This window comes from Wolbachia endosymbiont (group A) of Volucella inflata (assembly GCF_947250665.1).
GTDB classification, from domain to species: domain Bacteria; phylum Pseudomonadota; class Alphaproteobacteria; order Rickettsiales; family Anaplasmataceae; genus Wolbachia; species Wolbachia pipientis.
In genome coordinates, this window is sequence record NZ_OX366338.1 from 507,619 (window position 1) to 533,093 (window position 25,475).

Here is a 25,475-nt window from a genome sequence, read left to right on the forward strand (position 1 = left end):
GGTAAGTATGCCAGCAGCATATAGTTATGATTTAAGAAAAAAAGCAATGGAAGTGCTAGACGAAGGGGAAAGCAGAGAAACGGTAGCAGCAAGATTTAAAATTGGAAGAACTACATTATGGGAGTGGCAGCAAAGAAAAAAAGAAACAGGAGATTTTCAGTCGAAAAAACTTGGAAATGGAGGTTATAATCACAAAATTACCGACTGGAATAAATTTACTGAATTTGCCAAAAAACATGGTGGAAAAACTCTATCGGAAATGGCTAAGCTTTGGAGTAATGTTAGTATCCCAACGATTCATCGAGCTCTTAAAAAAATTGGACTCACACGCAAAAAAAGACATATGGATACAAAGAAAGGAATGAAGAAAAACGTGCTGAATTTTTGAAAATTATAGCAACAAAAGAACCTCAAAACTTAGTATATATAGATGAATCTGGTATTGATAATACCGAAGACTATCCCTATGGATATTCTCAGAAAGGACAGCGGTTTTATGCTCTAAAATCTGGTAAAAAAATTCAACGAATCAGTATGATTGCAGCCTTAAACGGCAGAAAAATAGTTGTTCCGTTAACATTTGAAGGCCACTGTAATATGGATATCTTTAATAAATGGTTTGAGCAGTTCCTAACACCGATTTTGGAACCTGGACAAACTGTTATCCTTGATAATGCTACTTTTCATAAGTCTAATAAGATTACTGAACTTGCTAAAGGAGTTGGTGCAGAAATTTTATATCTACCGCCTTATTCTCCCGATTTTAACAAAATTGAGCATCATTGGTTTGCTATAAAAAACAGAGCTAGGCTCTGTGGACAAAAAATATGAAAAGAGAGAAAAAGATGGTAGTTTAGCCTAATAGGTAAAAAATGGAGAAACTACCATATGCAATATTACATCAAAGAGGAAAATTGGAAACAAATTTTAGAGTTCATAAAAAGCGTAAAAGGAATGCACAGCAAAGATGAAAAACGTTTAAGAATATTCATAGAGGCAGTGTGGTACATAGTGCGAAGTGGTTGCCAATGGAGACTTTTACCAAAAACTTATGGTAATTACAGGAGTATACATAAGCGATTTAAAAGATGGTGTGAAAGAGATGTCTGGAAAAAATTGCTTGAATATACTAAACAAGAGCCTGATTTAGAAGTTGCTATAATCGACGGTACGATCATCCGAGGCCATCCATGTTCATCTGGATATACAAAAAACTCCAAGGATCAAGAAGCTTTAGGGAGGAGCAAAGGTGGCTTTACAACTAAAATACATGCGCTTGTCGATGCACTTGGAAATCCACTTAAATTTACTCTGACTCCTGGTCAAAGAAATGAAATTACGCAGGCACAAGTGTTGACCGAAAGTATCTATAACTCTACTGTAGTAGCTGACAAGGGCTACGATAGCAATGCCTTTGTTACAAGTCTTGAAGACAAGGGATGTACAGTAGTTATTCCGCCAAAACGGAATCGAAAAGTGCAAAGGTATTACGATGAGCATATCTACAAAGAACGTCATTTGATTGAGTGTTTTTTTGGTAAAATTAAAAATTTTAGGCGCATTTTTTCCAGATTTGATAAAACTGCTGAGGTTTTTATGGGTTTTCTCAATTTTGTTGGAGCTCTTGTATGGCTTCTCTAAAATTTTGTCCACAGAGCCTAGGAAAAACATTCCTCTATTCACATCTTTTCGTCATGCTGTTGATTCTGCTTTTCTATGAACTTTCCGGACTATTATGAAAAGAGCTATAACTGCCTTCTACTTCCAAGTGCTACTTTAATTTGGCAAGATTCATCTGATTTTACTAACACTTCTTTGTATAGCCCAACTCTCATCATTTGTGCTATACCTCTTGCATCATTTTTGTCATTCTTATTGATCCTTGCAGATAATGCTGCTGCCATATCCCTTGCATCTACACAAACTACCGGTAATCCAAAACTCCTTAATTCTTTGCACATTGATATTGATAGCTGTCCACTTTCTATCCCTATCACTTCATATCTTTTGTCTTGGTCAAGCAGGCACTTAGCTATTGCGTCACTCTCGCTTGCAACAACTTCTTCTTTAACAATTTTTCCTTTCTCATCAACGATACTGATAAAAGTTTCTTTGAGTGAGACATCTAATCCGCTATAATATTTCATGAGACTACTCCTACTGTAAAAGTTTAAATTGTTTTTGAAGAACTTATTCTACTGAATTCGTTACTTCGTGCTAAAATAATGGAGTATGTCTCTCCATCATTCAACAGCAATTACAGTATGTTGTTTTTAACGAAAAAAGTGGTAGTGAATGTCGAAAATACTAATAGTTAATTCAATTTATTATACTGAAATAGCGAACCTTTTGCTTGAGGGTGCAATTGATAAATTAAAAGGAAATAATGTTGATTATGAGATAATTGAAGTTCCTGGTGCATTTGAGATACCAGCTACAATTCTTTTTGCAGTCAAAAGCAAGAATGCTAATTATGACGGTTATTTAGCTCTTGGGTGCGTGATTCGCGGTGAAACCGATCACTATCAATATGTTTGTAAAGGAGTAATCGAAGGCTTAAATGAAGTTATTATGCATTATGCAATGCCCCTTGGTATGGGCGTAATTACCGCTAACAGCAAAGATAAAGCACTAGTTAGAGCTGACAAAAACAAAAAGAACGTTGGTGGCCATGCAGCCTCAACTGTTTTGCGTATGATAGATTTACACAATAAATTAAAATAATGGAGGAAAAACCAGTAGATAAAAAGTGGCGCATAAAAAGAAGCACGGCAAGATTTCTTGCTGTACAAATTGCTTATTCAAATATTTTCGTAGGTTACAACAAAAGCACTTTTAAACTGGAAAATTGTGAGCTTAAGGACTACATAAGTAAGTTGAGAGATATATTTGAATGTGAAGAATTTGAACATCAGTTCTTAGAAAACTTGTTATATAAGGTTATAAAAAGCAGTGAAGAATATGATAAAATAATAGAGTCTTACTTACACCCAAGCTGGTCCCTTTCACGGTTAAATCTTATAAGCTTATCTATTTTGCGTGTTGCAATATGTGAGTTGATTAATTGCGATACGCCAGTTCCAGTTGTCATTAATGAATATACTAACATTGCATCTGATTTACTTGATAAACCAAGCGAAATTGGCTTTATTAATGGGTTATTGGATAAGGCAAAAGATGCAGTTAAATTAAATAAAAATCCTTAGCAATTATAGCCAGCAAACACAGGGTGTCATCCGAGTAGCTGCTGTATGAACATTGTCTACCAGATCCCAGTGTCAAGCACTGGGATGACAAGAAAGGGAGCACTGGGATGACACCATCATAAAGTGAACCAGTGTCAGCTACTTGCATGACACCATTTGTTGTACACTCACTTTTTCTTGATTTTTTAGTTTATCTTGCCTACCTACTTTGCCACTCTGCTGAACGGATACATTCCCATAATGAATTTGAGTAACCGACACTAAAAAAACAAAGAGGCAGACTTAATCTACCTCTTTTATTTCACTTGGCTATACTGTCTGTTGTTGAGAAGCAACTTGTTCAACAGAAATAAGTTGGCCTAAATAAGTGTTAACCTCTTTAGCACCATCTTTGTCTAAACCTAATGTTTTATTCCACTTTGTTTCATTTACTGCCTCGAACTTACCTTCATCGTTTTTCTCTTTTAGTGAACCTATCTTGAAGAGTAAAGTATTGCCTAGCGTATTGGTAAGCTGATTAATATCAACAATAATACGGTAGTTCTTGCCTTCTAAGCTGAAGGCTATATAATATTTACCCTTTTCTACCTTACCTTCTTCATCTTTAACTTGGTTATTCCTTGCCATTTCCTTAAATGTGTCTTCTGTTACTAGCAATGCTGTTTCTTCACCGTTTTTTCTATCGTTATTAACAACAATCTTCGGAGCTCTCAACTCAGATATTTCATTGTTTTTGCTGATAGCGTACATTGCTGAACTAACCAGTGCAACAGCAACAATTGCTAATATACCGATTCCAAGTGGTGTAGCTGCAAAAGCTGCAAGTGGAGCAAGCGTGCAAGTTGAAGACACCCAATATGGTGCTGAAAGTGCTACTGCTGCGCCTATGACATACAAAGAAGTAAGTGCAACAAGTGCAGTATTTGTTTTGTGGAATTGACCACAGTGATTTTTGAAAGTTAGCATAAACGACCTCAAATATTAATATGCTTAAATAAAAAAACTGTCATAGTCAAGCTTTTTCGTAAGCTACTTGCCGCTTGAGCCAAAGCCCCCTGCATTGCGACCGGTTTCTTCTGTGCAGAACTCTTCTCTGTCATCCCAAATTACCTGAGATACAGGAAAAATAAGGATTTGTGCGATTCTATCTCCTCTTTTTATTTCGTATGGCTGATTACTTAGATTAATTAGACAAATTTTAACTTCACCTCGATAATCAGAGTCTATAGTGCCCGGAGAATTTAAGACAGTGATTCCATGTTTTGCAGCAAGACCAGAACGTGGGCGGATTTGCCCCTCAAAACCGTTTGGTATTGCAATCACAATTCCAGTTGGAACAAGTAATCTTTCAAGTGGATTTAAAACAGCAGAATCATTCAATGCAGCATAAAGATCCATGCCAGCACTCTGCGTAGTTGCATAACATGGAAGAGACAAGTCTTCTCCGTGTGATAATCTTTTTATTTCTACTTTAATTTTACTTCTTTGCACTCCAATTTACCATCTATGAAGACTCAATTATAGCATGTAAATTGTATCTGCAAAAGTGATAAATGTTACATCGTAAATGATGTCATTCCAGCGCGTGACGCTAGGCCATAAAATTCCTTGACAAGTCAGTGCTCCTTTTTTTGTCATCCCAGTGCCCCTATGATGTCATTCCAGTCTGGAATCTAGTCCTTATTATGCAGCCACTTGGTTGAAATTAAGTCTTCTGGATCCCAGTGTCTGGGCACTGGGATGACATCATAAGGGCGCTGAGATGACACCCTGACAACCGTCATCCCGCTACTTGTTAGCGGGATCTAGAGATACCGCGAATGAATCACGGTATGACGTAGATTGCTGTCATTCCAGTGTCAGCTACTTGAATGACACCCTCTTGGTATTCGTGTAGTTGCAAGCAGTATAGCTATAAATCACTCACAATCGATATGCTTGAATTACTCTCAGTAAATAAATCAAGCATAATGTTAGGTATTCTACCATCAACTATGTGAACAACTCCAGCACATTCCTCCGCCATTTTAACGTATGCCATAAGCCTTTCAATAAATTTTTCCCCTTTAATTTTCCCACAATCAATCGATGCATTTAAATTTTTAACAGATATCTTCCTGCCACCAATTTTATCTATTTCTTCATCTGTGTCACTCAAGATTATCATTTTAGATGCAGAAACTGCGATTGCGATTGCGCTTGCAGTGCTATCGGCATCAATATGATATGTTTCCCCATCTTTTCCATGACCAATTGGTGCAATAACTGGTATAAAATCTGATTCTTCAATAAAAAATAATATATCAGGATTGATTTCAGTGGGTCTACCGATGAACCCCATGTCTAATATCTTTTCGATATTATTTGATCTATCTTCTCTAAGCGTAGCGGTTATTTTTTCGGCTTTAATTAAGTTACCATCTTTTCCACATAATCCAATAGCTGAACCACCAGCAGAATTTATATACTGAACAATTTTTTTATTAACTGAACCACACAGTGCCATTTCAATGATTTTCATAGTGTCTTTGTCTGTAAGTCTGATACCATTCACAAACTTACTGTTCATATCCAGCATTTTTAACACTGAGTTAATTTCATATTCTCCGTCATGAATTATTACCGGATTTATACCAAGCTGCTTCAACAAGACAACATTATGCACAAAAGTATTAAATAGTGTTTCATCTAAGATTATTGTACCACCGCATTTAATGACAAAAGTCTCGCCTACAAAGCTAGGTATGTTAGATAGCACTTCAAGTAATATTTCTGCTTTTTGTTCAAATGATACCTCACCCTTTAAAAATTCACTACTCTTCATTTTTTTATCTTGTAAACTTGAAAAACTCATCTCTTACCTTGGTTATTTTATGCTTAACACGGATGCTCATTTGATGAATTGACACATTCTCATTATTAATCCATTTTTGAATATCTTCTATAACAGCACCTAAGCTTTTTTGACTTACTTTATCTATTTTTGTTAGCACAATGTTAAAGTTAATGTTATTATATATTAACCAATAAATGAAGTCTTTGTCTATTTCTTTTAATCCTACCTTGCTATCTATCAACACAAACACTCTTCTTAGATTTTCTCTTTGAATTAGATAATACTCAATTAAGTTTAAATATTGTATAATTTCCTCCTTGCCTGCATGAGAGTAGCCATACCCTGGTAGATCAACAAGTCTGAACTTATCATCGTACATAGAGTAAAAATTTATTTGTCTAGTGCATCCAGGTTTAGAGGAAACTCTGGCAGCTTTTTTGCTGTTTATCAGTAAGTTGATCAGACTGGATTTTCCTACATTTGATCTACCAGCAAATGCAATCTCTGGAGCCGACTCATTTGGTAATGATTTTATGTCCGAAGCTCCAAATATGAAATTGCAGTTTGATGTTATCTGTTTTGCCATTATATTCAACTAGAAGGTAGTAGGTATATTATAGTGTTATTGCTTGATATAAGAAATTTTTTATTTCAGTATATATTACTTAGCTAGATCTGTGCTATATGGATATGGAAAATAATTTACAAGACTTAAAGAAAAAATTTAATGATATAGAGAGGAATTTGGAAAATCCTACCAATTTAAGTCAAAAAGAATTCATTACCCTTTCAAAGGAATACTCTGAGCTCAGGCCAATAATCAAGATAATTGATGAATATAACACGCTGAAAGAGGAAATTTCAGACTTAGAAGAAATAATAAAAGATGAAAACAGCGAAGGTGATATAAAAGAGTTAGCAAAAGAAGAATTCTTCGAAAAGCACAAGGTATTATTACCAAAAATAAAAGCAAAATTAAAGTTAGCATTATTGCCCAAAGATGAAGATGACTCAAGAAATGCAATATTAGAAATCAGAGCAGGCACAGGCGGAGAAGAAGCAGCATTATTTGCAGCAATGTTATTTCGTATGTATCAAAAATATGCAGAAAGAAGAAATTGGAAGTTCGAGCCAATAAGCATTTCTAATACAGGTATAGGTGGCTATAAGGAAGCTTCTGCACTCATTAATGGAACAGAAGTTTTTGCAAGGTTGAAATTTGAATCAGGGGTGCACAGAGTACAGAGAGTGCCAGAAACTGAATCCTCAGGAAGGTTGCATACCTCTGCAGCTACTGTTGCGATATTACCTGAAGTAGAAGAAGTTGACTTTAAAATAGAAGAAAAAGACTTACGAATAGATGTTTATAGATCCAGTGGTCCTGGAGGGCAATCAGTGAATACAACTGACAGCGCAGTAAGGGTCACCCACTTGCCAACAGGGATAGTTGTAATACAGCAAGATGAAAAATCGCAGCACAAAAATAAAGCTAAAGCGCTCAAAGTATTGAGGGCAAGGCTATACGAAATTGAAAGACAAAAAAAAGAAATGGAAAGGTCAACAATGAGAAAAAGTCAGATTGGCTCTGGAGATCGTTCCGAACGCATAAGAACATATAACTTTCCGCAATCAAGAATCACAGATCATAGAATTAATCTAACTTCACATCGGCTAGAGCAGATTATAAAAGAAGGTGAACTAGATGAATTTATTGAGGCATTAATCTCACGTAATGAAGCAGAAAGGCTAGCGGGGGAAAGTTAAAATTGATTAAACAATTCTGCAATTGTTTTTTAATCAAAACAGGCTTATACACGTACTCTGCTTGTAGTTCTTTTCACAGAGATTTCAAACCCCCTAATACTGAATGCTAAGACTAATCTATTTTTTTTTAATATTTCTATTGATTTCTTGATAAATAATAGTATAGTATTTATGTACTAACTAATAATAGCAGTAAAGAAATGCATAATAGTCCTAATGATATAAGCAGTGAAGTAATTCGAGAATTGAACTATTTAGCACATCGCAATCAAACAAACAAATTTAGAGAGACGTTTAATAGCCTCAGTAACTACCATAAACAGTGTTACCTTAACATAACAACACTGAATGGTCATGCTAGAGCTATGTCTTTTATACAGATAGTAGTGGCAAAAGATCAAGCTGTTGACATATTTTATGATCTACTCAAAAATAATCAAGGTTTTGTATTCAAGGTACTCAGTAGTATTGCTGGCCATTATTCTACTATTTTATTTAAAGCTCTGTTTGGTCGGTTAAATCAATACAAAGAAGAATATATAAAACATGTTATAGAAAAGCAAAAAAGCCCTAGCGCTATATTTAGCATACTGAATGCAATGGAAGAACAGGAGGCTGTTAGTACATTTCATGATCTACTCGAAAAGAATCAAGGTTTTGCGTTCAGTGTATTGAGAAATATCTCTGGTCATAAACTTGCTTTATTTAAAACTCTATCTAATGAATTAGATTCTCAGCAAAAAGAAGACTATAAGGTATATTTAGAAACAAAGGTAACGGCCAGAGTTCGGTTTATCCCAAGGAATTTTTACTCAAACAATAAAGAGGGTTCAAGCAAGCTAAGAACCGAAAACTCCAATACAGACAGTTTAGGTAATGAATCGTTAGCGCAAAAAAGAAAGAGATCTTTTTAGGATGAATTTTCAACGTTAAATAATTCAATAAATTTCCTTTCAAATTCTGCTCCGTTAGAGGAGACAGCTGATCAATATGGGTTGAATCCCAGAAGCGTCGTTCCAAAATCTACTCTTATGGGCAATTGTATCGTCGATTTGGAGAATCAATCATGCGGTGAATTGATTTCCTGGGTGAATGGAGAGCAGCCATCAAGTAGTCTTCAACTCTCAATATTAGAAAAGTTTGATAGACTAGATGAGTTGGAAGGAATACGCATAGAACCAGCAGCAAAGCGCCAACGCATATTATAATAATAACTGAAAATGAGAAGATCTATATACCAATAATTATAGATCTTCTCCAGACCTTGAAAACAATAAATAGGCAGTAAAAACAAGTTCTAGTACTATCGCGGATAAAACAAGAACAGCTACACTGATTGCCTGACCATTGTAAACGTAGCTTGTTAAGCCGATAAAAATAGCCATGATAAAAGCTCTAATGAACGAGACTGAAGAAGAAGCTGTGCCTTTAATTTCAGGGAAAACATTTATTGATGCATTAAAAATTACTGGCTGGCAAATTGCACAACCGATAGAAAAAATAATCATAGACAGTGTTACTAAGTAGAAAGAGTGGGGTACAATTATACTGAATATTACAAGCAATAGAGACCCAATAGCACCCACGCTCGTACCAGAAATTACACACTTTATTGCTCCAAGTTTCTGCAAGATTTTGCCAGCAAATAGACTAATGAGTGAGAAGCACCCAACTATTGCACCTTGATGTAGTGCATAAATAGTGCTAGATAAACCAAAAGTCTTCATATACAGAAAAGGTCCACAAGTAATGAATGAAATATAAGCGGCAGAAAAGAGGCTTGACATCAAAGACAACGTAACAAACCTCGGATTAGATAGTAGTTTTCTGTAATCTTTCATCGTTTTTTTCAAACTGAAAATATCGCGGTCCTTTTTTGTTTCTGGTAACGCTAAAAGCAGCAAAACCCAAGAGATCAAACAAAGTATTGCAACAGTTGCATAATTACCACGCCATCCTACAATTTCATTGATGAAACTGCCTAACACTGGCGCAATTGCCATGACAACTGTTAGAACAGAATTCATGATTCCAATAAATTTCACCGCTTCGTCACCTTTATAGCTGTCTGCAACGATTGCAAACACAACTACAGATGTGCTGACACCAATGCCCTGAACAAAGCGAGAGATTAAAAGCCAAAAAATCGACGGTGCAAAAACACAACCAACAGCGCCGATTAATAACAAAGTGTTACCTATGATCATAATTCTCCTTCTGCCATAGCATTCAGACAATGGACCGAAAAACAACCCTCCTATGCAAAAGCCTAAAAAATTATAAGCAATAGTTAATTGAATTGTTCCTTCTGATACGTTAAAATAGCGCACCATATCAGGAAAACTAGGTACGGAAATGTCAATTTCAATGAACTTGGCAATTAGAGACAGGATTAACAGAAATGGTAGTAACATTTGAGATTTTCAATTAATGAATAAAAATATCACATTTAAAGCGTTGAAAGAAGAACATTTTTTACTGTTATTAAAATGGTTAGAAACACCTCATGTAAAGAAGTGGTGGGATCAGGATATTCATTGGACACCAGAGTTAATTAAAGAAAAATATGACAACTACGTTAAAGGATTCAAACGTTTGAAACTTGAGACACAAATTATTGAAAAACCAATGTATGCATTCATTGTTAATTGTGACGGAGTTGATATTGGTTATATTCAATACTATAACAAACATGATTTTCCACCTGAGCAGGGCTACGATACTTCTGAGCTTCCAGAAAGCTGTGCTGCTATAGACTGGTATATCGGAGAGCTGGATTATGTGGGCAAAAGCATTGGTCCACAAGCTTTGAATATATTTTTAAACGAATTTGTCTTTAAAGTTTATGAGAATGCCTTTGTCGACCCAGATACAGCGAATGTTCGTGCAATCCGTGTTTATGAAAAAGTTGGCTTTAAAAAAATTAGGGAAAGCAATGGTACGATTTTAATGATTAAGGCAAGAATTCCTGAGAACCATGCAAGATGAGTGTTTTTAACAGCCCGTCTAAATTGCTACAAGCAGTTTAATTTTTAGTAAATATGTCATTATTCAAAAATATGCAAGAAGCTTTATAGAAACTTAACATAATTTTATCATAAAAATGTCATTCTTAAGTCCTATGTAAAAACAAATTTTGGCACTAATTTAATTAACTATGAGCTGGATAAATTGGAAAATAAATTTTGTTTACTTTTACAATACCTTAAGATCTAATATCACTTTATCAGTCAAAAGTATCACAATAGGCTAGTATGTTCTTTACTCTTTTCCTAAAAATATTACCTATTTATATTACGATATTTATTGGTTATTTAGCAGGAAAATGTCTTAAAATTGATAGAAACACTATATCTCAAATACTCTTTTATATAGCTAATCCAATAGTGATTTTATATGGAGTTTCTCATACAGAAGTTAATTTAAAAGTAATTTCTCTGCCGATTTTGATATGGTTTATAGGTAGCACTATGTCCTTATCAGTGTATTATCTTTCTTCTTTTTTATTTAAGGATAACACGAGAAACATATTAGCATTTAGCTCGGGTAGCACAAGTATGGGTTATTTTGGCCTGCCGATTGCCATGGCTTTATTTGATGAAGATTCAGTATCTGTATATGTTGTTTGTTATATAGGAATGGCGCTATTTGAAAACAGCTTAGGATTTTACATAGCTGCAAATGGTATTTATACCGCAAAAGAATGCATATTAAAGTTGTTCAAACTTCCTTCGCTTTATGCGATGGTTCTGGGCTTCTTTTTAAGTATATACGATATACAAATACCTACTTTTTTAACAGATGTTATGATGAACATTAGAAGTACATTTGTCACATTAGGAATGGTGCTACTTGGAGTGAGCATTGCGAATATTGCAAGCTTTAAAATAGATTGGAAGCTTGCTTTGATCACTATTACAGCAAAGTACGTATTCTGGCCACTGTTTGTTTTAGGAATTGTCCTTTTAGACAAGCATGTTATAGGTATATACGATGAGAGCATATATAAAGCACTGATGTTGCTGGCTATTATTCCAGTTTCTGGGTCCAGTATAATACTTGCTAATATTTTGAATTGTCAACCAGATAAAGCTACTCTGTTGCTTTTAATCAGTACTGCAGTGGGACTGTTTTATGTTCCACTAATAATATCATTATTTTTTACTAAACTTGTTCCTTTTTGATCAAAAAATTAAGCGCTTGCACAACCATTATTTGGGTAACAACACAAGACATTGATAAAACTTGAATTTATAGCTAAAGCAACTTCTACAATTTGGTAACCCGTCATCCCGCTACTAGTTAGCGCCGCGGCGGTAAATTGACCTTACCCAGAAAAAGTAGAGAGAAAGTTAAGACGTTTTTGGAGTAAAATAAAACGTTTTTTCAAAATATGACAAATAGAAGAGAATATACAGCAGAATTCAAATTAGAAGCTGTTAAGCTGGTTAAAGAAACAGGTCAAGCAAGTACAAAAATAGCAAAAGATCTAGGCTCTGTGGACAAAAAATATGAAAAGAGAGAAAAAGATGGTAGTTTAGCCTAATAGGTAAAAAATGGAGAAACTACCATATGCAATATTACATCAAAGAGGAAAATTGGAAACAAATTTTAGAGTTCATAAAAAGCGTAAAAGGAATGCACAGCAAAGATGAAAAACGTTTAAGAATATTCATAGAGGCAGTGTGGTACATAGTGCGAAGTGGTTGCCAATGGAGACTTTTACCAAAAACTTATGGTAATTACAGGAGTATACATAAGCGATTTAAAAGATGGTGTGAAAGAGATGTCTGGAAAAAATTGCTTGAATATACTAAACAAGAGCCTGATTTAGAAGTTGCTATAATCGACGGTACGATCATCCGAGGCCATCCATGTTCATCTGGATATACAAAAAACTCCAAGGATCAAGAAGCTTTAGGGAGGAGCAAAGGTGGCTTTACAACTAAAATACATGCGATTGTCGATGCACTTGGAAATCCACTTAAATTTACTCTGACTCCTGGTCAAAGAAATGAAATTACGCAGGCACAAGTGTTGACCGAAAGTATCTATAACTCTACTGTAGTAGCTGACAAGGGCTACGATAGCAATGCCTTTGTTACAAGTCTTGAAGACAAGGGATGTACAGTAGTTATTCCGCCAAAACGGAATCGAAAAGTGCAAAGGTATTACGATGAGCATATCTACAAAGAACGTCATTTGATTGAGTGTTTTTTTGGTAAAATTAAAAATTTTAGGCGCATTTTTTCCAGATTTGATAAAACTGCTGAGGTTTTTATGGGTTTTCTCAATTTTGTTGGAGCTCTTGTATGGCTTCTCTAAAATTTTGTCCACAGAGCCTAGGTGTATGGTCCCAGAGTGTGATGGTGTGGATTTAGTATAAATAATTCTGGAGACTGTGTCCACTGATAACATATAAATTCATAAGGAGTAAGACCCTTAAGAGTTTTGAGTCTCTTTGCATAATTATAAGCCATAACAAAGTTATAAAGGTGTTCTTTAAGTTGCTGGTGCGATTGATAGTAATACTTCTTAACTGTAGCATCCTTTAAAGTTTTATTCATACGCTCGACTTGCCCATTCGTCCAAGGATGGCTAACTTTTGTCAAACGATGTTCAATAACATTCTCTTCGCAAACTCTATCAAATATATGTTGGAAAGCATACTTATGACGCTTCTGGTTTGTAAATTGTATACCGTTATCTGTCAAAATAGTATGGATTTTATACGGTAAAATTCTAATCAAATTACGTAAGAACTCAGCAGCTATGGGTTTTGTAGCACTGTTACGCAACTCAACATAGGTAAATTTGGATGTCCTATCAATAGCAACAAACAAATGTAATTTGCCCTCCTCAGTTCTAACTTCAGCAATATCAATATGAAAGTAACCGATAGGATATTGTTTGAATTTCTTTTTTGACTTAACTTCTCCATCAACAGTTGGTAATCTGCTAATGTTGTGTCTTTGTAAACAACGATGCAAGCTAGAGCGAGTCAAATGCGGAATTGTAGACTGCAGAGCGTAAAGGCAATCATCTAGTGGCAGTAGTGTATACTTGCGAAATGTAACTATTATAGCTTCCTCTTCTAGCGTTAAAACAGTCGATCTTGGACGCTTTGGACCCATATCAGCATCTTTCGTAAATGAACGTTTTCTCCACTTAATAATAGTTTTTGGATTAAGGTTATAATGCTTGGAGAGTTTTGCTATGCTCTCTTTTCTATTTTGTATTGCTCTACGAATCGTCTGTGTTGTTTTGGCGCACCCATGTAATATTTGTCCCATAACTCCTCCTTTGATGGTATTTTTTTCTCATATTTTATCATACCATCACACTCTGGGACTGTACACCTAGGATGCAAGCATGAGATAAAAGCAGGTAACACTAAACCTTATAGTGAATCCCTGCAAACAGAGTTAGATATGGTTACGAGAGGAACCAATGCCTGAATTGTCGTAACGAACGATATGCGAAATAAGGTTGGTTAACGCATAGACCAAAAGGTACGGAGAAAGTGGATAATTAGAACTTGACTGGTCTGATTAAGATGTTTCCCATCTCCCGGCAAAAAGTTGGAACCTAAGTCTAACATGAAACAATTTCATGGAACGGAGTAACATTATAGATGCTCTTATTCTTTAAGCAGGGAGCCACCCGTATGCACCTATAATGAGGGATTGTCTAAGAAGCCAAGGCCTAAAATAATGTTTAGGATATGCTGACGTGGACACTGTAATTTGGAAGGTAAAGTTGTGAGTAGTGGTTAATATGTTATGAGCCAACATTAAGTGTTAGGTATGAATGAATACGACTTCTCTAGGCTCTGTGGACAAAAAATATGAAAAGAGAGAAAAAGATGGTAGTTTAGCCTAATAGGTAAAAAATGGAGAAACTACCATATGCAATATTACATCAAAGAGGAAAATTGGAAACAAATTTTAGAGTTCATAAAAAGCGTAAAAGGAATGCACAGCAAAGATGAAAAACGTTTAAGAATATTCATAGAGGCAGTGTGGTACATAGTGCGAAGTGGTTGCCAATGGAGACTTTTACCAAAAACTTATGGTAATTACAGGAGTATACATAAGCGATTTAAAAGATGGTGTGAAAGAGATGTCTGGAAAAAATTGCTTGAATATACTAAACAAGAGCCTGATTTAGAAGTTGCTATAATCGACGGTACGATCATCCGAGGCCATCCATGTTCATCTGGATATACAAAAAACTCCAAGGATCAAGAAGCTTTAGGGAGGAGCAAAGGTGGCTTTACAACTAAAATACATGCGATTGTCGATGCACTTGGAAATCCACTTAAATTTACTCTGACTCCTGGTCAAAGAAATGAAATTACGCAGGCACAAGTGTTGACCGAAAGTATCTATAACTCTACTGTAGTAGCTGACAAGGGCTACGATAGCAATGCCTTTGTTACAAGTCTTGAAGACAAGGGATGTACAGTAGTTATTCCGCCAAAACGGAATCGAAAAGTGCAAAGGTATTACGATGAGCATATCTACAAAGAACGTCATTTGATTGAGTGTTTTTTTGGTAAAATTAAAAATTTTAGGCGCATTTTTTCCAGATTTGATAAAACTGCTGAGGTTTTTATGGGTTTTCTCAATTTTGTTGGAGCTCTTGTATGGCTTCTCTAAAATTTTGTCCACAGAGCCTAGGATGCAAGCATGAGATAAAAGCAGGTAACACTAAACCTTATAGTGAATCCCTGCAAACAGAGTTAGATATGGTTACGAGAGGAACCAATGCCTGAATTGTCGTAACGAACGATATGCGAAATAAGGTTGGTTAACGCATAGACCAAAAGGTACGGAGAAAGTGGATAATTAGAACTTGACTGGTCTGATTAAGATGTTTCCCATCTCCCGGCAAAAAGTTGGAACCTAAGTCTAACATGAAACAATTTCATGGAACGGAGTAACATTATAGATGCTCTTATTCTTTAAGCAGGGAGCCACCCGTATGCACCTATAATGAGGGATTGTCTAAGAAGCCAAGGCCTAAAATAATGTTTAGGATATGCTGACGTGGACACTGTAATTTGGAAGGTAAAGTTGTGAGTAGTGGTTAATATGTTATGAGCCAACATTAAGTGTTAGGTATGAATGAATACGACTTCTCTAGGCTCTGTGGACAAAAAATATGAAAAGAGAGAAAAAGATGGTAGTTTAGCCTAATAGGTAAAAAATGGAGAAACTACCATATGCAATATTACATCAAAGAGGAAAATTGGAAACAAATTTTAGAGTTCATAAAAAGCGTAAAAGGAATGCACAGCAAAGATGAAAAACGTTTAAGAATATTCATAGAGGCAGTGTGGTACATAGTGCGAAGTGGTTGCCAATGGAGACTTTTACCAAAAACTTATGGTAATTACAGGAGTATACATAAGCGATTTAAAAGATGGTGTGAAAGAGATGTCTGGAAAAAATTGCTTGAATATACTAAACAAGAGCCTGATTTAGAAGTTGCTATAATCGACGGTACGATCATCCGAGGCCATCCATGTTCATCTGGATATACAAAAAACTCCAAGGATCAAGAAGCTTTAGGGAGGAGCAAAGGTGGCTTTACAACTAAAATACATGCGCTTGTCGATGCACTTGGAAATCCACTTAAATTTACTCTGACTCCTGGTCAAAGAAATGAAATTACGCAGGCACAAGTGTTGACCGAAAGTATCTATAACTCTACTGTAGTAGCTGACAAGGGCTACGATAGCAAAATGCCTTTGTTACAAGTCTTGAAGACAAGGGATGTACAGTAGTTATTCCGCCAAAACGGAATCGAAAAGTGCAAAGGTATTACGATGAGCATATCTACAAAGAACGTCATTTGATTGAGTGTTTTTTTGGTAAAATTAAAAATTTTAGGCGCATTTTTTCCAGATTTGATAAAACTGCTGAGGTTTTTATGGGTTTTCTCAATTTTGTTGGAGCTCTTGTATGGCTTCTCTAAAATTTTGTCCACAGAGCCTAGTAATATAGAGAATGCTGTATTTAAGCTATAAAAACAAATTTACCAAGCTTTGAAATGTTAATTATATGGAGAAGTATGTATGACAAACACCAAGTTAGAGAGAAGCCGGATGTGGTGAAAGTCACAAGTCCGGTTTTGAAGTCGAGTGGGGAGAGGTGACTTTCTCCACTTAGATAACTGCTTGTGATACAGAAGTTACCTTTTATTCCATTACAACAAGCTTTAAAAGCACTACATTTTATATTACAATAACTCTTTTATTTCTTTAAAGGTTCATGAAATTCACATTATCTTGGTTATTAGAACACTTAGAAACCAATGCTAGTTTAGAAGAAATTACCGATAAATTAACTCACATAGGGTTAGAAGTAGAAGATGTAATCGATAATTCCAGATTAACTGGGTTTATCGTTGCAGAGGTATTAGAAGTCGTACCTCATCCAAATGCCGATAAATTAAAATTATGTAAAGTAAATGATGGGAGTAAAATTCTACAAATAGTTTGCGGAGCAAACAATGTTAGAGAAGGTATGAAAACTGTGCTTGCATCTCTTGGTAGCACATTGCCAGAAAGTGATTTCACAATCAAGCCTACAAAAATACGAGGAGTGCTAAGTGAAGGGATGCTCTGCTCTGCTTCTGAACTTGCGCTGGTTCAAGAGGAAAGTGAAGGAATAATTGAACTTTCTAATGATTATAAAGTAGGGGATAAATTTTTCAATTGTGACCCTGTAATTGATATAAATGTTACTCCAAACCGTGGAGATTGCTTAGGCATTTATGGAATAGCTCGCGACCTTGCTGCAACTGGAATTGGGACATTAAAGACTTTAAGCATTCCACAACTTACCAGCTCCATAAATTCACCAATCGATGTTGAAGTTACTGACGGGGAAAGTTTTATTAGTGGAATATACATCGCCAATGTAAAAAATCAAGAAAGCCCAAAATGGTTAAAAGATAGGCTGGAATCGATAGGAATGCGCTCCATTTCTGCAATAGTTGATATCACGAACTATATTATGATATCTTTCAGCCGCCCAATGCACGCGTATGATGCAAAAAAAATAGAAGGAGAGCTCACAGTACGCAAAGCAAACGACGGAGAAAAATTTGCTGGTTTAAACGGTAAAGAATACTTATTAAACAAAGACATAAGCGTTATTGCAGGTGATAAAAATATCCATGGAGTTGCTGGAATTATAGGTGGTAAGTGCAGTGAATGTACTTTTGAAACTACCAATATTTTTTTGGAATTAGCTTTGCTCGATCCAATCTCTATTGCCAAATCCTCAAGGGAGCTCGGCATCTCCACAGACGCTAGTTACAGATTTGCACGTTCAGTTGATCCTGGATTCACTTTTGATGGACTCAACCTTGCAGCTAAAATGATTCTGGACTTATGTGGTGGAGAAACCTCAAGCGTAGTGTCTGCTGGCAGTTTAGATAGGGCTTACACCAAGGTGAGCTTTGATTATCAGGATGTGAACAAGTTTGGAAGTGTGTTTGTATCGCCTGATGAGGTGCTTGATATCTTAACGAAACTAGGGTTTAGTATTGATAAAAAAACCGAAGGCAATTGGAATGTACAAGTACCAAGCTGGAGACCGGACGTGACAATACCGGCTGACCTAATTGAAGAAGTAACAAGAATATACGGCTATGACAAAATAAAAGAAGAACCACTACCAAATAATGTTGAAGAAGTAGATAGTACATACGACAATTTGCGTATTTTGATGACAAACAGAGGGTTTCACGAAGTGCTAACCTGGTCATTTATGAGTGAATCAACAACTGAAAAATTTGGTTACTCGAACAAGTTATTTATCATCGATAATCCGTTTAACAATAACTTTAATATAATGAGGCCAAGTATTATGCCAAATTTGTTGCAAGTTACTGCTGATAATATTGCCCATGGAATATCTGATCTTGCAATCTTCGAAATTGGGCCGATTTACGATGGTGAAGCTCAGTCTAAACATGTTTTAAGTGGAATAAGAACAGGAAATAATTTGCCGAGAAACCATTATAATACTGATAGGAAAGTAGATGTTTTTGACGCAAAGGCTGATTGCATAGCAGCTTTGGAGTTTTTTAATGTCAATTGCGATAATTTAACGATAGAGAGAGCAGAAAAAGAATATTATCATCCAGGAAAGTCAGGCACCTTATCTTTTAGAAGTAAAATAGTTGGTTATTTTGGAGAACTGCATCCGAGTATACTGGATTTTTTTGATATCAAACAAAAAGTTGTAGGCTTTGAGGTAATATTAGAAAATATCGGAAATTTACCTGTAAGTAGAAAGAAATTTATCGATTATAAATACCAAAGTGTAAAACGTGATTTCGCATTTATTGTAAATAAGGATGTGGAAGTAGGTAACATAATCAATGTGGTAAAAAAAAGCTCAGAGCTCATCACAGAAGTTTTAGTATTTGACGTATACCATAGAAATAATATAGAATCGAATAAGATGTCTATAGCATTGTCAGTTACTTTCTGCTCTCCAACTCACACTTTAACTGAAAAAGAGATCCAAAAAGAATCAAGTGCTATAGTTAATTTAGTATGTGAAAATACCGGAGGAACTTTGAGAACTTATCGTTGAGTCACAATCATAGTTTCCTGCCGTTGCTGTGTCACACTTACTTCATCCAATTTATTTCCAATATTGAATTCAATATCCTTAAAAAATCTATCCCACATTCCATGCAAATGCTCCTCTATTTTAGGCCATACATCATTTTTAAATGTTTCTCCTTCATCAGAAAATAAATCACCTAAAAAAGCCCCAGCTTTCTCATAACTCGATTCGAAATGTTCAAGAAATGTCTCTACTTCCTTATGAGAGTTGTGTGCTACATCTAACGCTTTTCCTTCTGTACTCTCATCCCCACGTATTGCAACGATAAGGCCTGTTTTAATATACCCCCAACATGTCCAAAAAGATTTCACAGGTTGCAAAAGCGAACTCTTATCATTTTTTGGCACATTATTTATTATATTTTCCACCAACCTATCTATCAAAGGAGACAACAAATCTTGACAAAAATGTTTGATATTATCTTTTGTTTTAGTCACAGGACCTTTTATGCATCTTTCTGCTAAACAGTACTCAAGTTCTGCTCTTTCTAATAACTTCTTGATTTCTTTTTCATCAAAAGTTTCAAGCTTGAATACCTTCAGTAAATCATCTTCTATTACTGCAAATTTTATTTTTTCACGAGACGTTAGTTCTTCTTTGTAATCATTTGTTGCTTTTTCATTTATCAATAATCCTTCTTTTTTTAACTCTAATTGTTCTAATGCTTCCAGAATTTTTTGGTTATTTTTCAAACATAACTCTATTAACTCCATACTTGAAGATTCCTTTTCTTTACTATTTTTCTCAACATCCAAATTCTTATTCTGCTTTTCTATTATTTCCTTCAATCTCGCAGGTTGCGTTAAATATTTTCCAATTTCCTCCCGATAGGAAACAATCTTGTTTACTAGACATTTTTCATCTTCTCCATTGAATAGCATGAATATGCCAGTATTATCTTCTATATTCTTTATACTCTTCTCTTGCTCTTTAAATAACCCTTGAATTCCACATTTTGTTATTTCTGAATGCATTTTTTCTAGCAAGAGATTTACTTTGTGATGAGAACACACATTCACATTTAAATTACAGAATTCATCAAGTAAACTTTGTCTTATATCAATTGTTAAATCTGATTGATTTAACATAATTTTGGCTTCTTTTATCCTTGATTTTATCAATTTTTGGTAAATGGCTTGATCAGTAAGTTCAAGCTTAAAAAGATCTTCCAATTTCCTTCTTAAGATACCATCTGTTAAGTTACTTTTTCCTATATCTCCATGTATTTCTTTTAATTTTTCACATATCCCATTATATCTTTTTTGTCCTATCTCTCTTAAATCCTTAATCTCTCTTTCAGCGTTATCTAGAGCTTTCTTTGTTTCTTGAGGGTACATATCTTCATAAGTATTAATTATTGTCCTTTTAGCTATTTTCCCTTCTTGTATAAGATCTTTCCATTTTGCTCTAAACAGAGGAAGCACATTATCACCTAAGTCACTTGATACTTTCAAATCTTTTATTATCATTTCTTTTTCACTTGGCAATTCCTTACCTTGGCTTTTTAATTCCTCTTTTATTAATACTTCTTCTAGCACGCGTTCTAATAAAAAATCTTCTCTTCTTTTTTGTGCAAATTTAATTGCTTGTATAAAGGCAACTTGATAAGCATTTTGTATTAAGTGACTTGTCAAATTAGGACCTATACTATCTACCACTTTCAGTCTGAATTCGTTCAACAATTCCTTCAACTTATCATATGTAATCTCTTTCTTTTCTAGCTTCACCAGCTCTTCCATAGCTTTCGCAAATTCTTGAATTGAAGTTGCAAGCACATTCTTGATCTCATTACGTAAAGGCTTAAGACCATTTTTTAAATGGATATTAGCTGATAATCTCAGTATGGTATTGTGTTCTGGATCCTGTCTAATATCAACCCAACTATCATCTTTATTTTTGTATAAATCCTTAAGTAGTTGTTCAAATTGCGGTGGAAACTTAACTTCCATATTCCACTTAATGTCTGCTTCAATAGCCTCTATCTCATGAAAAGACACCTCAATATTTTGGTGTTCATTTTGACATAACCCATTACTTATTTTAATAGCAGCAATCAAAGAATGAGATAATTTTTTATTTAAAAGATAAAAAGTAGCCAAAGCGAGTGTTGCAGGAATAAGTAATGCTGCAAGCATAGCTATATTAACAAGAATCACTATTGCAGCAAGAACACCATATGCCAATCTTTCTGGTACACTTGTTTTACTCTTTTTTGTCTTATCTTCCCCTATATCGGCTTGTGTCTTACTGTTTATTTTACTGTATATGACTAATCCCAGTGCAGTAAAAGCTATATAAGGAAGCATTAAAACTGATAGAGCTAAATTCAACGCTTGTTTTTCCGGACAAGCTTGGTTTATCTCTTTAAATATTCTACTTGATACGTTATACCAAGAAGTAAAAAAATCAGAGTTATAATCTTTATAATGAAATATACTTAGTGGAACGTTAAAATTAGCTAACGGCTTCAAATCAACAACTTTTTCATAATCATCTGCAACAGCCTTATTCATATTATAACCTTACCTCAAGTAACCTAAGTATAGCATAAACAATGACAACTTTCAACTACTAATAATTTAACCTAATACCAACTATCAAATTTTGGTACTCCTTAGAATAAAAGTTAGTTCCAATTTCTGTATTAATGTCCAAAGATAAGGCAAGGGTCTGCTCTTTTATATATTCAATCCACGTATTTATTGCTTCCTTAATTTTCTCATCTTCTGTTTTGATTATTACTCTGATTCTATCGGACATATGAAAATCAGCTTGTTTTCTGGTTTCCTGAATGAGCCTCACAACATCTCTTGCAAGTCCCTCTAGAATTAATCCATCATTTAAAGTGGTATTCAGAATCACAATTCCTCTGTTATTATTAAACACGGAGGAAAATTCACTGTTTGCTTTTAATAATAGTTCATATTCGCCTTTTTCTATGATGTAATTTTCTGATTCATTACCAAAAAAAACTTGCTCATTGTCAACTTGTTTCCATTTTTCCTCTTTAACATATTGAACTAGCTTCTTGATTTTGTCTGGAACTCTTTTTCCAAGCATAGGAAAATTTAGTTTCAGTTCTAGTGATGCAATATCTTCAAGTTTGTTTACCAACTCTAGTTTTTTTATATTCACTTCATCTTTTATCATCTCTTGATATTCATCTTCAAGAAAACCGCAGGAAGACTGATGATAAATCGTCATACTACTAAGTGGCTGCCTGATACGTATGTTAAAAGTGTTCCTGATAGAGAGTGCAGAGTTACATATCTCTCTCGCTAGATCCATCTTGGCAATGAGCTGACTATCAAACTTCTCTAATTGTGGAAAATCAGCCAAATGAACAGATGTTTCTTCATACTTAAGCCCTTGCCATATATTCTCTGTTATAAGTGGCAACAAAGGAGCTGCAGCTCTTAGTATGTAATAAAAAACCGTATATAGAACATTATAAGCATCAGTTTTATCTTGATCTAAATCACCTTTCCAAAAACGCTCGCGACTGCGACGAATATACCAATTATTTAGCACTTCAAAAAAGTTCATCAAAATTTTGCAAGCCTCTTGGGAGTTATAGCTGTTCATAGAAGCTTGGATACTTTCTACAGCTTCAAAACATTTGGAAATCATGTAGCGATCAATAGTACTTTGATAATCCTTACAAACTTCAGCTTTAATTCCATCTGCATTTGCATACATAGTAAAAAAGTGATAACTGTTCCAAATAGGTTTTATTACGTTTTTCAGAACATCTCGTATTGAGTTTCCTTCTTTATCGAGTAGCAAATTACCACCACAAACAATAGATCCAGAAAGCATAAGAAAACGCAGTGCATCAGAACCGTATCTACCAAAAACCTCCATTGGATCTGCATAGTTATTCAAACGTTTGGACAATTTTTGCCCTTTTACATCCAAAACAACACCGTGGCATATGCAGTTCTTAAATGGTTCCCTATCAAACAAAGCAGTAGACAATACAAAAAGTGTATAGAACCAACCTCTGGTTTGTGCTACGTATTCAGTGATAAAATCCGCAGATTCAAACCACTCTTTATTTTCAAACGGATAGTGGATTTGCGCAAATGGCATCGAGCCAGATTCAAACCAACAGTCAAATACGTCAGGCACACGACGCATAACCGATTTTCCAGTTGGGTCATCAGGATTTGGTCTTGTTAAAGTATCGATAAATGGTCTGTGCAAATCATCCACTTTTACATTAAAATCTCTCTCCAGTTCTTCTATTGAACCATATACATCCACTCTTGGATATCTTGTATCATCTGATTTCCATACAGGGATTGGCGTACCCCAGAATCGATTGCGTGAAATTGACCAGTCGTGTGCCCCTTCAAGCCATTTTCCAAATTGACCATCTCTAATGTGGTTTGGTATCCAATTAACTCTCTTATTGAGCTCTACCATTCTGCTTTTGAATTTTGTAACGGCAACATACCAAGAAGGCATAGTGCGATAGATCAAAGGAGTGTCAGTTCTCCAGCAGTGAGGATAATTGTGAATATATTGCTCAGTCTTAAACCAACTCCCCTGCCCTTTCAATTTTTTTATTACTGTATCACTGGCATCAAAAACATGAACTCCAGCTAAATCTAAAACTTCAGCAGTAAATTTTCCACTGTTATCAATTGGACAAATGGCTGGAATACCATGACTTTGGCAGAGATTAAAGTCCTCTTCACCAAATCCAGGAGCAGTGTGTACAACGCCAGTGCCATCTTCTTCTGTAACATAATCAGCAACGAAAACGCGGAATGCATTTTTCGTATCTTTAAAGTAATCAAATAGTGGTTTATAAGAAAGACCTATAAGATCATCTGCTTTAAGTTTTATATTGCAGTTTTCATATAGAATATTGTTTTGCTTACAATGGCTGATGAATTTCTCTAGGAAACTTTCAGCAAAGATATATATCTCATTATTCACTAGATTTCCTTCATTGCCCTCTTCCGTCACCCCAGTGCCTTCTTCTGTCATCCCAGTGCTTGACACTGGGATCCAGGTTTCTTTTTCTCTAGATTCCAGCGTCACGCGCTGGAATGACACCAAGGAGTGAACTGAAACTGCACAATACTCAATATCTTTCCCTATCGCCAAAGCCAAGTTGCTCGGCAACGTCCAAGGAGTTGTAGTCCAAGCAAGTAATTTACATACACTTTTAAACTGCTGTGGGTTTTCTAAAAGCTCAAATGCAACAGTTACAGCTTTGCTAGTCTTTTCTCTATACGCGTTATCAAGCCTTGTTTCAAAATTGGATAATGGAGTTTCGCACGCCCAGCTATATGGAACAACGCGTGCTGATTCATACACTAGACCCTTATCATAAAGCTGTTTAAATGCCCACATGACCGACTCCATGAATGATTTATCCATGGTCTTATAGTCATTGTGAAAATCCACCCACCTTGCTTGCCTATTGACATACTTCTCCCATTCTGATGAAAATTTCATCACAGAAGTACGGCAATGATCGTTAAATTTATCTATACCAAACTTCTCTATCTCAGTTCTACCAGATATTCCAAGTTCCTTTTCCGCACCCATCTCAGCCGGTAATCCATGGCAATCCCAGCCAAATCTACGTTCAACCCTTTTTTGCAGCATAGTTTGATATCTTGCAAATGCGTCTTTGATGAAACCAGTGAGTAAATGCCCATAATGGGGAAGACCATTTGCAAACGGAGGCCCATCGTAAAAGACAAAACAATTATCCTTAGAACGCTCCTCAACTGACTGCTCAAAAATTTTGTTTTCCTGCCAAAATTTTATGATTTCTTTTTCTAACGACGAAAAATCAGGACTACTTACTGTATCAGGATAATGCTTTGACTTCATGTTCGCTATGTAAAACTAAAGAATATAGGGCTTTCTGAAAAATTACAAACCTAAAAAGAAACAAATTTATCCCTGTAGTACACACCCTAACAGGCTATTCTGCCGAGCTTCCAATACCTTTTTTTAAGTTTTACTTGCAGTTTTTATTGTTTTACTTAA

General features: G+C 35.2%; 23 protein-coding genes and 1 pseudogene. 15 read left to right on the top strand and 9 right to left on the bottom strand.

The window, feature by feature from the left end:
- Window positions 1–7: 7 nt before the first annotated feature.
- Together OOK85_RS02545 and OOK85_RS02550 are read left to right on the top strand one after the other, a co-directional pair.
- Window positions 8–831, top strand: a protein-coding gene (locus tag OOK85_RS02545; protein WP_264703844.1) for an IS630 family transposase whose coding sequence is annotated in 2 segments (ribosomal slippage) — window positions 8–332 and window positions 332–831 — 825 coding nt in all. Because the reading frame shifts where the segments join, the coding sequence is not laid out codon by codon here.
- A 57-nt stretch (window positions 832–888) separates the two neighbouring features.
- Window positions 889–1,641 (top strand): IS5 family transposase, encoded by a 753-nt coding sequence (locus OOK85_RS02550; protein WP_264702164.1) that lies wholly within the window; start codon window positions 889–891, stop codon window positions 1,639–1,641.
- Window positions 1,642–1,745: 104 nt separating this feature from the next.
- Here OOK85_RS02550 and OOK85_RS02555 read toward each other — a convergent pair whose 3' ends face one another.
- Complete coding sequence (locus OOK85_RS02555) at window positions 1,746–2,147, bottom strand: IS110 family transposase (RefSeq protein ID WP_264703847.1); 402 nt, start codon at window positions 2,145–2,147, stop codon at window positions 1,746–1,748.
- Window positions 2,148–2,295: 148 nt separating this feature from the next.
- Between OOK85_RS02555 and OOK85_RS02560 the strand changes: the two genes are divergently transcribed.
- Window positions 2,296–2,724, top strand: a complete 429-nt coding sequence (locus tag OOK85_RS02560) for a 6,7-dimethyl-8-ribityllumazine synthase (protein WP_264703849.1) — start codon at window positions 2,296–2,298, stop codon at window positions 2,722–2,724.
- A complete protein-coding gene (nusB, locus tag OOK85_RS02565; RefSeq protein WP_264703851.1) occupies window positions 2,724–3,206 on the top strand; it encodes a transcription antitermination factor NusB in 483 nt (160 codons plus the stop codon). The genes OOK85_RS02560 and nusB overlap by 1 nt, the downstream gene beginning before the upstream one ends.
- Window positions 3,207–3,515: 309 nt before the next feature.
- Here nusB and OOK85_RS02570 read toward each other — a convergent pair whose 3' ends face one another.
- The 4 genes from OOK85_RS02570 to yihA all read right to left on the bottom strand — a co-directional run bounded on the left by OOK85_RS02570 (window position 3,516) and on the right by yihA (window position 6,628).
- On the bottom strand, window positions 3,516–4,172 hold the full coding sequence (locus OOK85_RS02570; RefSeq protein ID WP_264703852.1) for a hypothetical protein: 657 nt from the start codon (window positions 4,170–4,172) through the stop codon (window positions 3,516–3,518).
- 63 nt (window positions 4,173–4,235) lie between these two features.
- Window positions 4,236–4,697: a dUTP diphosphatase gene (dut, locus tag OOK85_RS02575; RefSeq protein WP_264703854.1), complete on the bottom strand. Its 462-nt coding sequence runs from the start codon at window positions 4,695–4,697 to the stop codon at window positions 4,236–4,238.
- A 421-nt stretch (window positions 4,698–5,118) separates the two neighbouring features.
- Window positions 5,119–6,030, bottom strand: coding sequence for an acetylglutamate kinase (gene argB / locus OOK85_RS02580; protein WP_209473400.1), 912 nt, complete (start codon window positions 6,028–6,030; stop codon window positions 5,119–5,121).
- Window positions 6,031–6,034: 4 nt separating this feature from the next.
- Window positions 6,035–6,628 carry a ribosome biogenesis GTP-binding protein YihA/YsxC gene (yihA, locus tag OOK85_RS02585; RefSeq protein WP_010962460.1) on the bottom strand — a complete coding sequence of 198 codons (594 nt, stop codon included), beginning with the start codon at window positions 6,626–6,628 and terminating at the stop codon, window positions 6,035–6,037.
- A gap of 98 nt (window positions 6,629–6,726) precedes the next feature.
- Between yihA and prfA the strand changes: the two genes are divergently transcribed.
- Window positions 6,727–7,806, top strand: a complete 1,080-nt coding sequence (gene prfA, locus OOK85_RS02590) for a peptide chain release factor 1 (RefSeq protein ID WP_264703858.1) — start codon at window positions 6,727–6,729, stop codon at window positions 7,804–7,806.
- Between the two features lie 200 nt (window positions 7,807–8,006).
- Window positions 8,007–8,720, top strand: coding sequence for a hypothetical protein (locus OOK85_RS02595; RefSeq protein WP_264703860.1), 714 nt, complete (start codon window positions 8,007–8,009; stop codon window positions 8,718–8,720).
- Window positions 8,721–9,050: 330 nt separating this feature from the next.
- On the opposite strand, the gene OOK85_RS02600 is transcribed toward OOK85_RS02595, so the two are convergent.
- Window positions 9,051–10,220: a multidrug effflux MFS transporter gene (locus OOK85_RS02600; RefSeq protein WP_264703862.1), complete on the bottom strand. Its 1,170-nt coding sequence runs from the start codon at window positions 10,218–10,220 to the stop codon at window positions 9,051–9,053.
- Window positions 10,221–10,236: 16 nt separating this feature from the next.
- Between OOK85_RS02600 and OOK85_RS02605 the strand changes: the two genes are divergently transcribed.
- The 4 genes and pseudogenes from OOK85_RS02605 (at window position 10,237) to OOK85_RS02620 (ending at window position 13,131) form a co-directional block, all read left to right on the top strand.
- A complete protein-coding gene (locus OOK85_RS02605) occupies window positions 10,237–10,794 on the top strand; it encodes an acetyltransferase (RefSeq protein WP_264703864.1) in 558 nt (185 codons plus the stop codon).
- A 266-nt stretch (window positions 10,795–11,060) separates the two neighbouring features.
- The gene (locus tag OOK85_RS02610) at window positions 11,061–11,990 is read left to right on the top strand and encodes an AEC family transporter (RefSeq protein ID WP_264703866.1); all 930 of its coding nucleotides are present in this window, start codon (window positions 11,061–11,063) and stop codon (window positions 11,988–11,990) included.
- Window positions 11,991–12,199: 209 nt separating this feature from the next.
- Window positions 12,200–12,301: pseudogene (locus OOK85_RS02615) on the top strand (transposase); the annotation flags it as partial.
- Window positions 12,302–12,378: 77 nt separating this feature from the next.
- A complete protein-coding gene (locus tag OOK85_RS02620) occupies window positions 12,379–13,131 on the top strand; it encodes an IS5 family transposase (protein WP_264702789.1) in 753 nt (250 codons plus the stop codon).
- Between the two features lie 17 nt (window positions 13,132–13,148).
- Here the strand turns inward: OOK85_RS02620 and OOK85_RS02625 are convergent, their stop codons facing one another.
- On the bottom strand, window positions 13,149–14,099 hold the full coding sequence (locus OOK85_RS02625) for an IS481 family transposase (protein WP_264702189.1): 951 nt from the start codon (window positions 14,097–14,099) through the stop codon (window positions 13,149–13,151).
- Window positions 14,100–14,714: 615 nt separating this feature from the next.
- Between OOK85_RS02625 and OOK85_RS02630 the strand changes: the two genes are divergently transcribed.
- The 5 genes from OOK85_RS02630 to pheT all read left to right on the top strand — a co-directional run bounded on the left by OOK85_RS02630 (window position 14,715) and on the right by pheT (window position 19,424).
- Window positions 14,715–15,467, top strand: coding sequence for an IS5 family transposase (locus tag OOK85_RS02630; protein WP_264702789.1), 753 nt, complete (start codon window positions 14,715–14,717; stop codon window positions 15,465–15,467).
- Entirely contained in the window at window positions 15,455–15,583 is a 129-nt protein-coding gene (locus OOK85_RS02635) for a hypothetical protein (protein ID WP_264702676.1), read from the top strand. Before OOK85_RS02630 ends, OOK85_RS02635 begins: the two co-directional genes overlap by 13 nt.
- 450 nt (window positions 15,584–16,033) lie before the next feature.
- Window positions 16,034–16,597 carry an IS5 family transposase gene (locus OOK85_RS02640; protein WP_406719965.1) on the top strand — a complete coding sequence of 188 codons (564 nt, stop codon included), beginning with the start codon at window positions 16,034–16,036 and terminating at the stop codon, window positions 16,595–16,597.
- A gap of 26 nt (window positions 16,598–16,623) precedes the next feature.
- Window positions 16,624–16,788, top strand: a complete 165-nt coding sequence (locus tag OOK85_RS07810) for a hypothetical protein (RefSeq protein WP_406719964.1) — start codon at window positions 16,624–16,626, stop codon at window positions 16,786–16,788.
- Window positions 16,789–17,084: 296 nt separating this feature from the next.
- Complete coding sequence (gene pheT, locus OOK85_RS02645; protein WP_264703869.1) at window positions 17,085–19,424, top strand: phenylalanine--tRNA ligase subunit beta; 2,340 nt, start codon at window positions 17,085–17,087, stop codon at window positions 19,422–19,424.
- Here the strand turns inward: pheT and OOK85_RS02650 are convergent.
- Together OOK85_RS02650 and OOK85_RS02655 are read right to left on the bottom strand one after the other, a co-directional pair.
- The gene (locus OOK85_RS02650; protein ID WP_264703871.1) at window positions 19,415–21,973 is read right to left on the bottom strand and encodes a hypothetical protein; all 2,559 of its coding nucleotides are present in this window, start codon (window positions 21,971–21,973) and stop codon (window positions 19,415–19,417) included. The two genes, pheT and OOK85_RS02650, sit on opposite strands and share 10 nt — an antisense overlap.
- Window positions 21,974–22,031: 58 nt before the next feature.
- Window positions 22,032–25,316, bottom strand: a complete 3,285-nt coding sequence (locus OOK85_RS02655) for an isoleucine--tRNA ligase (protein ID WP_264703872.1) — start codon at window positions 25,314–25,316, stop codon at window positions 22,032–22,034.
- Between the last annotated feature and the right edge of the window lie 159 nt (window positions 25,317–25,475).

What these genes read in the sequence shown, in the direction of transcription:
- OOK85_RS02630 (WP_264702789.1), top strand. Translation starts at nt 14,715, where the DNA reads ATGCAATATTACATCAAAGAGGAAAATTGGAAACAAATTTTAGAGTTC.
- OOK85_RS02650 (WP_264703871.1), bottom strand. Translation starts at nt 21,973, where the DNA reads ATGAATAAGGCTGTTGCAGATGATTATGAAAAAGTTGTTGATTTGAAG.
- OOK85_RS02550 (WP_264702164.1), top strand. Translation starts at nt 889, where the DNA reads ATGCAATATTACATCAAAGAGGAAAATTGGAAACAAATTTTAGAGTTC.
- OOK85_RS02600 (WP_264703862.1), bottom strand. Translation starts at nt 10,220, where the DNA reads ATGTTACTACCATTTCTGTTAATCCTGTCTCTAATTGCCAAGTTCATT.
- OOK85_RS02640 (WP_406719965.1), top strand. Translation starts at nt 16,034, where the DNA reads ATGCAATATTACATCAAAGAGGAAAATTGGAAACAAATTTTAGAGTTC.
- OOK85_RS02655 (WP_264703872.1), bottom strand. Translation starts at nt 25,316, where the DNA reads ATGAAGTCAAAGCATTATCCTGATACAGTAAGTAGTCCTGATTTTTCG.
- OOK85_RS02620 (WP_264702789.1), top strand. Translation starts at nt 12,379, where the DNA reads ATGCAATATTACATCAAAGAGGAAAATTGGAAACAAATTTTAGAGTTC.
- OOK85_RS02560 (WP_264703849.1), top strand. Translation starts at nt 2,296, where the DNA reads ATGTCGAAAATACTAATAGTTAATTCAATTTATTATACTGAAATAGCG.
- yihA (WP_010962460.1), bottom strand. Translation starts at nt 6,628, where the DNA reads ATGGCAAAACAGATAACATCAAACTGCAATTTCATATTTGGAGCTTCG.
- OOK85_RS02570 (WP_264703852.1), bottom strand. Translation starts at nt 4,172, where the DNA reads ATGCTAACTTTCAAAAATCACTGTGGTCAATTCCACAAAACAAATACT.
- pheT (WP_264703869.1), top strand. Translation starts at nt 17,085, where the DNA reads ATGAAATTCACATTATCTTGGTTATTAGAACACTTAGAAACCAATGCT.
- OOK85_RS02555 (WP_264703847.1), bottom strand. Translation starts at nt 2,147, where the DNA reads ATGAAATATTATAGCGGATTAGATGTCTCACTCAAAGAAACTTTTATC.
- OOK85_RS02635 (WP_264702676.1), top strand. Translation starts at nt 15,455, where the DNA reads ATGGCTTCTCTAAAATTTTGTCCACAGAGCCTAGGATGCAAGCATGAG.
- OOK85_RS02605 (WP_264703864.1), top strand. Translation starts at nt 10,237, where the DNA reads ATGAATAAAAATATCACATTTAAAGCGTTGAAAGAAGAACATTTTTTA.
- nusB (WP_264703851.1), top strand. Translation starts at nt 2,724, where the DNA reads ATGGAGGAAAAACCAGTAGATAAAAAGTGGCGCATAAAAAGAAGCACG.
- argB (WP_209473400.1), bottom strand. Translation starts at nt 6,030, where the DNA reads ATGAAGAGTAGTGAATTTTTAAAGGGTGAGGTATCATTTGAACAAAAA.
- OOK85_RS02625 (WP_264702189.1), bottom strand. Translation starts at nt 14,099, where the DNA reads ATGGGACAAATATTACATGGGTGCGCCAAAACAACACAGACGATTCGT.
- OOK85_RS02610 (WP_264703866.1), top strand. Translation starts at nt 11,061, where the DNA reads ATGTTCTTTACTCTTTTCCTAAAAATATTACCTATTTATATTACGATA.
- prfA (WP_264703858.1), top strand. Translation starts at nt 6,727, where the DNA reads ATGGATATGGAAAATAATTTACAAGACTTAAAGAAAAAATTTAATGAT.
- OOK85_RS02595 (WP_264703860.1), top strand. Translation starts at nt 8,007, where the DNA reads ATGCATAATAGTCCTAATGATATAAGCAGTGAAGTAATTCGAGAATTG.